Annotated in this window: 14 protein-coding genes; all 14 read right to left on the reverse strand. The window is 43.6% G+C overall.

Annotation, left to right across the window (positions count from 1 at the left end):
- Positions 1 to 8: 8 nt before the first annotated feature.
- The 14 genes from NIT04_RS10650 to flgG all read right to left on the reverse strand — a co-directional run bounded on the left by NIT04_RS10650 (position 9) and on the right by flgG (position 12,252).
- Positions 9 to 872, reverse strand: a complete 864-nt coding sequence (locus NIT04_RS10650; protein WP_252503588.1) for a MinD/ParA family protein — start codon at positions 870 to 872, stop codon at positions 9 to 11.
- Positions 865 to 1,971 (reverse strand): flagellar biosynthesis protein FlhF, encoded by a 1,107-nt coding sequence (gene flhF, locus NIT04_RS10655; RefSeq protein ID WP_252503589.1) that lies wholly within the window; start codon positions 1,969 to 1,971, stop codon positions 865 to 867. Before flhF ends, NIT04_RS10650 begins: the two co-directional genes overlap by 8 nt.
- Entirely contained in the window at positions 1,971 to 4,001 is a 2,031-nt protein-coding gene (flhA, locus tag NIT04_RS10660) for a flagellar biosynthesis protein FlhA (RefSeq protein ID WP_252503590.1), read from the reverse strand. The genes flhF and flhA overlap by 1 nt, the downstream gene beginning before the upstream one ends.
- A 93-nt stretch (positions 4,002 to 4,094) precedes the next feature.
- Positions 4,095 to 5,174: a flagellar biosynthesis protein FlhB gene (gene flhB / locus NIT04_RS10665; RefSeq protein WP_252503591.1), complete on the reverse strand. Its 1,080-nt coding sequence runs from the start codon at positions 5,172 to 5,174 to the stop codon at positions 4,095 to 4,097.
- Positions 5,175 to 5,177: 3 nt separating this feature from the next.
- Positions 5,178 to 5,954 (reverse strand): flagellar biosynthetic protein FliR, encoded by a 777-nt coding sequence (gene fliR / locus NIT04_RS10670; protein WP_252503592.1) that lies wholly within the window; start codon positions 5,952 to 5,954, stop codon positions 5,178 to 5,180.
- A gap of 4 nt (positions 5,955 to 5,958) precedes the next feature.
- Entirely contained in the window at positions 5,959 to 6,228 is a 270-nt protein-coding gene (gene fliQ, locus NIT04_RS10675) for a flagellar biosynthesis protein FliQ (RefSeq protein ID WP_252503593.1), read from the reverse strand.
- Between the two features lie 72 nt (positions 6,229 to 6,300).
- Complete coding sequence (gene fliP, locus NIT04_RS10680; RefSeq protein ID WP_252503594.1) at positions 6,301 to 6,966, reverse strand: flagellar type III secretion system pore protein FliP; 666 nt, start codon at positions 6,964 to 6,966, stop codon at positions 6,301 to 6,303.
- Complete coding sequence (locus NIT04_RS10685) at positions 6,959 to 7,636, reverse strand: flagellar biosynthetic protein FliO (protein WP_252503595.1); 678 nt, start codon at positions 7,634 to 7,636, stop codon at positions 6,959 to 6,961. The genes fliP and NIT04_RS10685 overlap by 8 nt, the downstream gene beginning before the upstream one ends.
- 17 nt (positions 7,637 to 7,653) lie before the next feature.
- A complete protein-coding gene (locus NIT04_RS10690) occupies positions 7,654 to 8,016 on the reverse strand; it encodes a response regulator (RefSeq protein ID WP_252503596.1) in 363 nt (120 codons plus the stop codon).
- Positions 8,017 to 8,035: 19 nt separating this feature from the next.
- Positions 8,036 to 9,271 (reverse strand): flagellar motor switch phosphatase FliY, encoded by a 1,236-nt coding sequence (gene fliY / locus NIT04_RS10695; RefSeq protein ID WP_252503597.1) that lies wholly within the window; start codon positions 9,269 to 9,271, stop codon positions 8,036 to 8,038.
- On the reverse strand, positions 9,264 to 10,262 hold the full coding sequence (gene fliM, locus NIT04_RS10700) for a flagellar motor switch protein FliM (protein WP_252503598.1): 999 nt from the start codon (positions 10,260 to 10,262) through the stop codon (positions 9,264 to 9,266). The genes fliY and fliM overlap by 8 nt, the downstream gene beginning before the upstream one ends.
- A 38-nt stretch (positions 10,263 to 10,300) precedes the next feature.
- Entirely contained in the window at positions 10,301 to 10,726 is a 426-nt protein-coding gene (gene fliL / locus NIT04_RS10705; protein WP_252503599.1) for a flagellar basal body-associated protein FliL, read from the reverse strand.
- Positions 10,716 to 10,937, reverse strand: coding sequence for a flagellar FlbD family protein (locus NIT04_RS10710; RefSeq protein WP_252503600.1), 222 nt, complete (start codon positions 10,935 to 10,937; stop codon positions 10,716 to 10,718). Before NIT04_RS10710 ends, fliL begins: the two co-directional genes overlap by 11 nt.
- 397 nt (positions 10,938 to 11,334) lie before the next feature.
- Positions 11,335 to 12,252: a flagellar basal body rod protein FlgG gene (flgG, locus tag NIT04_RS10715; RefSeq protein WP_252503601.1), complete on the reverse strand. Its 918-nt coding sequence runs from the start codon at positions 12,250 to 12,252 to the stop codon at positions 11,335 to 11,337.
- Positions 12,253 to 12,292: the final 40 nt, after the last annotated feature.

Consider the following 12,292-nt stretch of genomic DNA (forward strand, 5'->3'; position numbering starts at 1 on the left):
CTTCCAATTCATTCACGCCCTTTCAAGAAAATCCCCTTCAACTTTTTAAGGAACCCGGTGCCTTGTTTATCCTCTTCCCGATCTGTTTTGACAAATTCATTAGCAATTGCTGTCATCCTCTTTGAAACAGGAGCGTTCGGATAGAGAAGTAAAAACGGTTTTTGGGCGACTACGGCTTTCTGGACGGCATCGTCTTCCGGTAAAAATCCTAATATAAACGTTTCTTTATCAAGAAATTTACGCATCGCGTATTGCAACCGTGTCACCGCATCATTGCCGTCATTGAGTCTTGTCACCCGATTGCTGACAATGCTGAATTTCTTATCCTGATCCTTCAGACAGATGAATTTCATCATGGAATAAGCATCCGTAATAGATGTTGGCTCTGTCGTCGAGATGACAATCACTTCATCGACCGCAATGATCAATTCGATCGAACGCTGCGTGGCACCTGCTCCCATATCGAAAAGGATGAAATCATACTCTCTTTGCAATTGTTCGAAGGCGGCAATCAATCGTCCGAACATATCCTCAGACCAATCAAGAACAGTGTCCAGCCCCGACCCGCCAGAAATGAAAGCGAGTCCATGCTCATCGGTATTGATGACACTTTCCAATGGTTGTTGGCCGATCAAATAATCTCTCAAACTATATGTAGGAGCGACTCCTAGTAGGATATGGATATTGCCCATCCCGATATCCATATCGACGACAATGACGCTCTTTCCTCTCAACCGTAAAGAGTGGGCGAAGTTCGTCGAGAAATTTGATTTGCCCACTCCCCCTTTTCCACTGACGATAGCAATTGATTTAGCTAAGCTGCCTTGAGCCTTCAACATTTTCATTCGAAGCGCTTCTGCTTGGTCACGCATGTTCAGCACCTGCCAATAACATTTTGAGCATTTTCTCCAAATCCGCTTCAGCTAAATCTTCCGGAACTTCTTGTCCATCCGTGTAATAGGCTGCTCCTATGCCATATTGCTTCATTAAATTAAACATTGGACCGATTGACCCCGTTTCATCCACTTTCGTAAAAATGAACCTTTCAATCGGCAAGGAAGTGAATTTTTCGACAATCGTTCTCATATCTTCTTCTTTTGAAGTGACGGATAAGACGAGGAATGATTCCATATCGAGTGAAAAATCGATTAGATGTTTCAAATCATCCACAAATTTCATTTCTTTGTAATTCCGCCCAGCGGTATCTATGAAAATCAAGTCCAAGTCTTTCATTTTTTCGATAGATTTTTCAAAATCTTTGCTGTTGTAGGCGATTTCAACAGGGGCCTGCAATAGATTCGCATATGTACGCAATTGTTCGATCGCTGCTATCCGATATGTATCGGTCGTAATAAAGCCGATTTTCTTTTTTTCTTCTAAAAGGGCTCTTGCAGCAATTTTAGCGATTGTCGTCGTCTTTCCGACCCCGGTCGGTCCGAGGACATTAATATATTTCTTTGTAAATGAAATGCCTCCAAAAGGCAATCCGGAGAATTCTTTCATTAATAGAGTCTTGGCAATTTGCAACTGCTCCTCATTCGAAAAATCCTTTTTCTTTTCTTTCATATGTGCAAATATTTCATTGCCGATTTGAAAAATCAACTCTTTTGATAGTTCCTGTCCTTCTAAAAAAGTGAGTAGAGGCTTCAGTTCATCTGGAAAATTGCCAAAAGAGGCGGACTGCTTCATTTCCTGAAGCAGTCTCTTCATTTCAATCATTTCTTTCCTTATTTCTGCTTCCTGCTTCGGCTCCCGTAAATCGGTAGCCTGTACAAATGCAGGTTCTACCTGCATTTGTACAGGCTCATCGAAACCAGCGACCACTTCTACCGACTTCTTCTTGAAGAAACCTAGGAACCCTTTGGAAGTGACGACATTCGAGCTGAGGATGACTGCATCATCCCCGAAATCGGCTCTCACTTTATTCATCGCCTCAACCATCGTATCAGCTATATACTTTTTCATTTTCATCAGATATCCACCACCCCGACACTTTGAACTTCAATGGAAGCTTCGAGCTCATTATAAGATAAAACCGGTATTTGCGGAAAATATCTCTCCGTAATTTGCCTTAGGTACATTCTTATTGCTGGCGAGCAAAGGATGACAGGCGATTGGTCCATCAATGCCACCCTTTCAACCTCTCTCGCGATCGACTCCAATATTTCTTGGGAGTGAGACGGGTCGATTGACAAATAATTGCCTTGCTCAGTCTGCTGGATATGATCCGCAATCAATTTTTCTACCTTGCCTGATACGGTAAGCACTTTTAACGCATCGACTCCGGACGAGTACTGTGCCGTAATTTGTCTGGCAAGCGATTGTCGTACATATTCCGTCAGCAAATCGATATCGGATGTATACTTCGAATAATCGGCGAGCGTTTCAAAAATGATCGGCAAGTTCCGGATGGATACATTTTCATTCAATAATTTCGCCAATACTTTCTGGATTTCACCTATCGATAGAGGAGTCGGTGTAAGTTCATCCACTAAGATCGGATACGTTTCACGAACATGATCGACAAGCTGCTTCGTCTCCTGACGACCGATTAGATCGGCAGCGTTCGCCCTGATCACTTCAGTAAGGTGGGTCGAAACAACGCTAGGAGGATCGACAACCGTATAGCCCATAATCTCTGCATCTTCTTTAACATCTTCAGTAATCCACTTTGCAGGGAGACCGAATGAAGGTTCAATCGTATCAATCCCGACAATCGAATCGTCGCCACCAGGACTCATCGCGAGGTAATGGTCTAAAAGGAGTTCGCCCCTTGCCAGCTCATTCCCCTTAATTTTAATGCGGTATTCATTCGGCTGCAGTTGAATATTGTCCCGGATCCGGACGACTGGAATGACAAGACCCAATTCAAGTGCGAGCTGCCTTCTGATCATGACAACCCTGTCCAATAAATCCCCGCCTTGCTGGGCGTCGACCAACGGGATAAGACCATAGCCAAATTCGAATTCTATCGGATCTACATTTAGTAGGTTGACAACATTTTCGGGGCTCTTCAATCCTTCCGTTTCAACCTCTTCCTCTATCTCCAGCAACTCATCTGGATCTTCTTCAGGTTGTTTGGACATGATGTACGCTCCTAAGACGAGGAGTGCAGCAATTGGAATCGTAAGGACATCATTGATCGGTGTGAACAACCCTAGCAGGAAAACTGTTGCTGCAGCTACATAGAGCAACTTAGGCTGACCTAAAAGCTGTCTCGTAATATCCGAACCGAGATTCCCTTCAGAAGCTGCACGCGTAACGACAATTCCTGTAGCGGTCGAAATGAGCAGAGCAGGTATTTGGGAAACAATTCCGTCTCCGACGGTCAATCGCGAGAATTTCGTCGCAGCTTCGGCAAACGGCAAATCCATTTGCGCAACACCGATGATCATACCTACAAGAAGGTTGATAATGACGATGATAATTCCGGCGATGGCATCCCCTTTAACGAATTTCGTCGCTCCGTCCATTGCGCCATAGAAATCAGCTTCATTGCTCACTTTTTCACGGCGAATCCTTGCTTCTGTTTCTGAAATCATCCCTGCATTTAAATCGGCATCGATACTCATCTGCTTCCCCGGCATCGCATCGAGTGTGAAACGGGCAGCTACTTCTGATACCCGTTCCGAGCCCTTTGTGATGACGATGAATTGGATGATAATCAAAATGACAAAGACGACAAGACCGACAACGATATTTCCACCGGTTACAAACGTACCGAACGTGTCAACGACTCCGCCAGCATCCCCTTGTGAAAGGATGGCACGGGTAGTTGAAACGTTCAAACCTAGCCGGAAGAGCGTCAACAGTAAAAGAAGTGAAGGAAATATCGAAAACTGTAATGCTTCCTGCATATTCATCGATGTCAAAAGGACTAAGAGTGCAAGTGTAATATTGATAATGATCAGAAAGCTAAGAAGCCAAGGCGGTAACGGGATGACGAGCATTGCAACGATCATTATGACTGCTGCCAACACTCCAATATCTCTAAATTGCATGCCATCCCCACTTTCTCAAAATATATTATCAATCACGCCTAGGCGTAATTGCGTTCGGATCGTTATTTGAATTAGCAATTCTGCTGATTCAGGTTAGATTTTCCGTTGAATGCGATATACATATGCCAATATTTCAGCGACCGTCTTGAAAAACTGGTCCGGAATACGACCTCCGATTTCCACATCATCATAGAGCGCCCTTGCAAGAGGGCGATTTTCCACCATGACGATATTGTGCTCTTTCGCAATCAGCTTGATTTTCTGTGCGACAAAGTCGGCTCCCTTTGCAATAACGACGGGGGCGTCCATCTTTTCATCATCATATTTTAAAGCGATTGCAAAGTGGGTCGGATTCGTGATGACCACATCTGCTTGAGGCACTTCCTGCATCATCCTTCGCATCGCCATTTCCCTTTGACGCTGTTTAATGCGCGATTTGATGATTGGATCCCCTTCTGTATTTTTATACTCATCTTTAATATCCTGTTTGGACATCCGTAAGTTTTTTTCATAATCAAATTTCTGATAAAAATAGTCCAAGATTGATATGAATAAGAGGACGAAGGATGCGACGATTCCCATTAAGGCGACCAACTGGCCGACAATCACCAACGTGTCATGGGGTGTCTTGAACGCCAGCCCTAAAACTTTTTCGATGTTTGTCATCAGGAGGAACGTCGTCACTGATCCGATAAATGAGATCTTTAACAAAGACTTCAATAATTCAACGAGGGCTCGAATGGAAAATATCCGTTTCAATCCTTTAATCGGATCAATCTTTTTTAAATCGAATTTTAACGGCTCAGCCGTAAATAACAATCCGAATTGCATCAGGTTGCCAACGATGCCGGCGATCACCGCAATTGCCATAACGGGTAGGAGAATATAAGCCATTTGGACAATCATTTCTATGTAAAGAATCATTGCTTGATCGATATCCAATTCCTTGATTGAAATGGACTCTGTAAATGAATGTGTAAAAAAAACAAAGAACCGGTCCTTCATGAAGCCGGCACTGAAAAAAAGGAATAGGAATACGAAAAGAAGAACAATTGCAGTAGTTACATCTTGGCTCTTTAATACTTGTCCCTTCTTACGGGAATCCTGTCGTTTCTTCGGAGTGGCTTTCTCTGTCTTTTCGCCTGCAAAGAACTGTAAGTCCAAACGAATCATTTATCAGCCACCTCCCAAGATGATCATCAAATCCCTCATCGCCGACATCATCACTTCAAACAGTTTGCGCATCATCGCAATCATGACCGTGAACATCGTCACAAGTACAAGAAAACTGACTCCAATTTTAATTGGGAAACCGACAACGAATATATTCAGTTGAGGAACCGTCCTCGCCGTTATTCCCAAAGCCAAGTCGACGAGAAATAAAGTGGCGACGATCGGTACAGACATTTGAAAGGCGATAGCGAACGTCGTAGCAAATGTTCTTATGACGAATTCGATTAGCCGTTCTTCACCGAATGCTGGCCAAAGCATGTCTATCGGAATAAAGCGATAACTGTAGAAGATGCCGTCCAGGAGCATATGATGGCCATTCAGCGTCAGCAAAAGCAAAATGGCGAGCGCATTGAAAAACTGACCAAGCAATGGCGATTGGGCGCCAGTTTGAGGATCGATGACGTTTGCAATGGCGAAGCCCATTTGGAAGTCGATAAAGCCGCCTGCAATTTGAATGGCAGACATGACGATATAGGCAATAATTCCGATGAATAGGCCAGTAGTGGCTTCCTTGATGACAAGGAGTATGTATGTACCATCGATTTCAAGGACGGGGGCATCTATTGTATAAACCATCATCCAAGATAATAATGCGGCAAAGATGATCCTTTGCGTCGTTGGAATCGCCCGATAAGAAAACAAAGGGACAGTTACGATGAATGCGGTCACTCTTGTTAAAATGAGTAAGTAGGCGGCTAACGAAGGAATCAGTTCTTCCATTCCATCACCCTATATACCGGACTAGATTATCGAAAATGTCTGTCGCGAATGCTGTGACCCTGGCTAACATCCAAGGTCCGAAAAAGACGAGAGCTACAAGGACAGCAATGATTTTTGGAACAAATGCCAATGTCTGCTCCTGGATCTGTGTCGTTGCCTGAAATATGCTGACGATCAACCCGGATACCAATGCGACAATTAACAGAGGACCGGAAGTTAATAAAATGACCCAAACCGACCGCTCGGCTATTGCTATAATTAATTCGCCTGTCATTATTAACCACTCCTCAACTGTAAAATTGCCGATTCTCCTATACGGAGATGACAGGTGACCAAAACTTTGAATCTAGAAACTTTGCAATAAAGACTTGACGATGAGATACCATCCATCAACAAGGACAAACAATAAAATCTTAAATGGCAAGGAAATCATGACCGGCGGCAACATCATCATCCCCATGGACATGAGCACACTTGCAACAATCATATCAATGACTAGAAAGGGAATGAAAATCATGAAGCCCATTTGGAATGCTGTCTTAATTTCACTTAATGCGAAAGCCGGTACTAACATTGTCAATGGTATGTCTTCTAACGTTTCAGGACGCTCCGCTTGATTGTATCGTAAGAATAATTCCAAATCCTTCTGTCGAGTATGTTTGCTCATGAATTCTTTGAACGGTAGACTAGCATTTTCATAAGCTTCCTCAAGCGTAATCTCTTCAGCGAAAAGCGGCGACAGAGCTGTTTCATTCACCTTCTGGAAAGTCGGCGCCATGACAAAGAACGTCAAAAACAATGCGAGTCCGACAATGACTTGGTTTGGCGGCATTTGCTGCGTTGCCAATGCAGTTCTTACAAAAGATAAAACGATGATGATGCGGGCAAATGATGTCATGAGAATAAGGATTGCCGGCGCAAGTGACAGGACGGTGAGAAGGAGAAGCATTTTGATGGATGTCGATACATTTGTCGGGTTGCTGTCCGAAAAAAACTGGACGAAATCATTCATCTTTTCTGCTCTCCTTTTCTGCCAATCGGTTCAAATGTTTTTTTCGCTCAGCTTTTAATTCATCAAGCTTCGACGTGAACATTTTCTTGAAATCAGCCGGTTGATCGCGATCATCTGTTGCGTCACCTTTATTCTGAGGAATCATTGTAAGCAACTTACTCACCAAGCCTGTTGGAGATTGATACTCATCCTCGTCGAAATAACTTTCCAATGCTCGAATCTCTTCGGGATCGGTAATCTCTTTCAACAGCCTCACTTCGTCACCTACGCCAATAAGATAATAGGAATCACCGATTACGACCAATTGTATGGATTTCTGTTGCCCTAACGAGAGTCCACCTACATTCTTCATCAATCGATGCTGGTCGAACATTCGATTCTTCCGGTTAATGAACTTCAAAAGAGCAAAAAGAAGACCGACTACAAAAAGCAATGCTAATAGCGTCTTCGTATAATCCCACCATGACAAGCCGACAGCTGCCCCGTCTTGCGAGCGGTCGGCAGCTGGTTCGTCTTTATCGATCACTTCTGTAATGTCTTGGCCACCGTCTTCATCCGTTCCGTACCAATCAGATACCGAATCATTCGAATCGGCATCTGCATATGTTTCGACAGGTGTTACACCCAAAAGGCTGATGGCTAGCAAGAAAAAGAATGAATGCTTTAGCATAGCTGATAGTTTCATAATTAACCTAAAGCTTTTTGGATCGCTTCGACGACACGGTCAGCTTGGAACGGCTTTACAATGAAATCTTTTGCTCCTGCTTGGATTGCATCGATGACCATTGCTTGCTGCCCCATAGCGGAACACATGATGATTGTCGCTGACGGGTCCTTCTCTTTAATGGCTTTCAACGCAGCAATACCGTCCATTTCAGGCATTGTAATATCCATCGTTACTAGATCCGGTTTCAATTCCATATATTTTTCAACGGCTTGCGCACCGTCGGCGGCTTCACCAACCACTTCAAAATTGTTCTTCGTCAAAATATCTTTGATCATCATACGCATGAAAGCCGCATCATCTACTATTAAAATACGTTTACCCATTCTCTTGACCTCCCGGATCCTATCGTAAATTATTTAATCTCTCTGTTTGGCTTAAAATATCCGTTATCCGCACCCCGAAGTTCTCATCGATGACGACGACTTCCCCTTTGGCGATATGACGGTTATTCACTAATATATCGACCGGTTCCCCCGCCAACTTATCCAATTCTATGATGGAGCCACTGGACATTTCAAGGATTTCTTTCACCGATCGCTTTGTCCTTCCAAGTTCCACAGTCACTTGCAAAGGGATATCCAACAACATATTCAAATTATTCGTTTCTGCTTGATTCAACGAAGGCCCTTCAAAGCTTGCAAAGCGGGCTTGCTGAACATGCACAGGCGGTTGTTGCTGCCTTTGTGGCCTTTGTGATATTTGTTGCGGAACTGGCTGTTCGTAATAAGGTTGTTCATAATAGGGTTGCTCTGTCTGTTGCGACGCACTTTGCCCACTGCTGAAGTCGGAAAGGGCATCTTGTGGAAATTCATTACGTTTCGGTTGCTCATAAGGTGAAGTAGGTCTGGCGGGAGTTTCCAAAGAAACTGCAGCTTCCTCTTCTGCACCCATGCCCATGAGCGATGCAACTAGATTTTTTCCGAATTGGAGCGGAAATAGCTGCATAATATTGGAGTCGATCAAATTTCCGACTTTTAATTCGAAGGATACTTTGATCATCATTTCATCCTTTGGAATCTTTTCAGTTCCAACTTCACTTTGCATATTCATCAAGTCAATCGATGGTGGGGAAATATCCACTTTCTTATTAAAAACAGTGGACATCGACGTTGCGGCCGAGCCCATCATTTGGTTCATCGCCTCTTGAACAGCACTCAAATGGATTTCGTTCAGTTCTTCATCTGGAGCCATCCCATCTCCGCCAAGCATGAGATCGGCAATGATCGCTGCGTCACTTTGTTTAATGACAAGTAGATTTGTCCCATTCAAACCTTCCGTATATTCCACTTGTACTGCCACATATGGATGTATGAATTCGGTTTCTAGCATACTGCGATCGACTACAGAGATTGCGGGTGTCGTAATTTCCACTTTTTGTCCGAGCAATGAAGAGAGGGCTGTCGCAGAGCTGCCGAAGGAAATATTTCCGACTTCCCCTAATGCGTCTTTCTCCATTTCACTTAATTGGTTGTCAAAATCCTGATGTTCAGAGGACGATGTTGCCGTTTCTTCCGCGCGAATCGGTTCTCCGCGCAGCAACGCTTCGATTTCTTCCTGAGAAAGCACATTATCACTCATCATCTTCATCCCCTCCGTTCAATATATCAATTATTTGCACAGCCATCCTGTTTCGAAGATGTCCGGGCTGTGCTATGAATTTTGGTATGTCTCCCACCTTTACAATTAAGGGGTCTTCAATTTTCCGATCAAGGGAAATGACATCCCCGACTTGAAGATACAAGAAATCTTCTACCGACATGGAACCTTTTCCTAATTCGGTTGTAAGCGGCAAGGTCGCTTGCTTCAACCGTTTTTCCAAAATGATGCTTTGTTCAGGCGTCGGTTCCTTCTTATTTGTCTGCATCCAATAACGGACCGATAAATTCGGGACGATTGGCTCGAGGACGACATGCGGAATGCAAATATTGATCATGCCGCTCGATTCTCCGATGACGATATTAAACGAAATGACGACAACCGTTTCATTCGGCGAAATCATTTGAAGGAATTGTGGATTCACTTCCATTTCAGATAGGAACGGATCAATTTCAATGATGCCTGCCCAGGCTTCACGTAAATTATCGAATGACCGTTCGAAAAGGTTGGTCAATATCTTCGTTTCGATTTCAGTCATATTATCCACTTTACCAGGTCCTTCTCCCACCCCGCCCATCAATCGGTCTAGCATGGAATAGGCGACGTTCGGATTGACTTCCATAATGATATTTCCTTCAAGTGGCGGCACTTCGAAAATATTGAGCAACGTCATATTTGGAATGGATCGGATGAATTCCTCAAAAGGAATTTGATCGACCGAAGCGACATTTATTTGAATATAAGTCCGCAATTGGGCAGAGAAATAAGTCGTCAACAATCTTGCAAAATTCTCGTGGATTCGTGTCAAGCTACGGATCTGATCTTTCGAGAAGCGAAGGGCACGCTTGAAATCATATACTTTGACCTTCCGGGTCTCATCTTCCTTCTTCATCTCTTCCGCTGACATTTCACCTGTCGATAATGCTGATAATAAAGCATCAATTTCATGTTGGGATAAAATATCTCCCGGCATAAGGCCACCTCCCGGCATTGTATATGTCCATCATTTTGTTATTGGATAATATAAGACACGATGTACACTTTTTCAATCTCACCCTCTTGCATGAGAGGATTCAATTGTGATTTGATGGAATCTTCGAATGCCTGCTTCCCTGCTTTTCCTTCAAAGTCTTTTGAGGTCATCTCAGATAGCTCCTGGATGACGATGTTTTGAACTTGGAAATCCCGTTTCGCCAGTTCTGCAGCGGCTTTCTTGTTCGTCGTTTGGATTTTCAATGAAATGCGTATAAATTGACGGCCAGATAAATTTGTCATGATTTCCGGTACGTCGACGGACGCTTCAAGGATTTCATCAATCGTCGGCTCTGTATCCGCAGAATCCCCTTTTAATTGGAGGGTGAGGATCAGGCCGATTATCCCGACTAGTGTCAAGGTTACTACAATGATTAATGCGATTGTCAATGCTTTATTTTTCATCTTCTTCACCCCGGATATGCGGATTCGATAGTAGTTGGACCGATTGATAAAAATCAATGATACGGCGATTGACTTCGTCGATTGGGTCCAGGACGACGTATTTGGTGCCGGTCGTCAATGTGATGGTCGTATCGGGAAACGATTCGATCGTTTCTATGTATAGAGCGTTCAACATGAACGCTTTGCCGTTGAGGCGTGTAACTTTGATCATATGTAAGGGGCCGGGCACAGGGCCGGCCCGACCCTCCTTTGCTAAAAACGCATAAAGTTGTTTACTTGCGCATAAACTCGTTGAATGACGCATAAATCGCAACAAATGCGCATAATTCTTATGAAAAGCTCATAAATGCCTATAATGAAGCATAAATGCCTCTAGAAGCGCATAAGAGGATTCTAACTTATAACTTAGTCCGTTGCTTTTCGTTTCAGCACTCGCTTTCCGCGGGCATGGCTTGAGCCTCCTCGTCCGCTTCGCTCCCTGCGGGGTCTCAAGGCTCATGCTATTCCCGCAGGAGTCTCGCGCTTGCACTTCAAGCAACTACAGCTACTAAATAAAGATCTATTAATTAAAGAAGTAATAGTTATTATATATCAATAGGTTCATATACTTATCGTTTTAAATTGACAAGTTCTTGAAGGATTTCATCAGATGTCGTAATGATACGTGTGTTTGCTTGGAAACCACGCTGTGCAACGATCATTTCAGTGAATTCCTCGGCTAGGTCGACGTTGGACATTTCTAGGAAGCCAGATTCCACTTTTCCCATACCTTGCTCAGTAGCTGTGGAATAAAACACTGTACCAGAGTTAGCGGATTCTTGGAAGTAATTCCCTCCCACTTTATTCAATCCCCCAGGGTTTGAGAATTTCCCCATCACTAACTGTCCTGCGTATTTCAATTCTCCTGCTGAGTCTACGAATGTGACCGTTCCATTTTGAGAAACTGACATACTTTGAGCATCTGTTGGAATACGAATAGGTTTTTCTGCTGCGCCCGCAGGTACTGCAGGTTTTGTTCCATCAGCGTTTGAGACGATCGCTGGAAAACCATCCGCCTTTGGAAATGCCGTCCCTGCATCAGTAGCACCATTACCAGCAGCAAAGCCATATAGGTATTTTCCATCTGCATTGACTAAATAGCCATCATTATCCATATAAAAGTTCCCTGCGCGTGTGTAGGTTGGGTTTGTAAAGCTAGTTGCTGTACCATCAGATACTATAAAAAACCCATCGCCAGCAACCGCTAAATCAAGTGTATTTCCCGTAAACTGCGTTGAACCACCAGTATGCATAGTGTCAATTGCCGCAATTTGAGAACCAAGCCCAACTTGTTTCGGATTGACACCTCCACGTGTTGCACTTCCAGCTGAAGCACCCGCCACTGTCTGCGAGATCAAATCCTTGAATATAACTCTACCTTTCTTAAATCCATAAGTATTAACATTTGATATATTATTCCCGATAACATCCAATTTCGTTTGGAAGTTCCGTAGACCTGAGATTCCTGAGTACATTGATCGTAACATGTTTAATTTTTCCCCTCTCGGATTATGAAATGTACTGCCT

Origin of the sequence: Sporosarcina sp. Marseille-Q4943, from assembly GCF_943736995.1 — a bacterium.
GTDB lineage: Bacteria > Bacillota > Bacilli > Bacillales_A > Planococcaceae > Sporosarcina.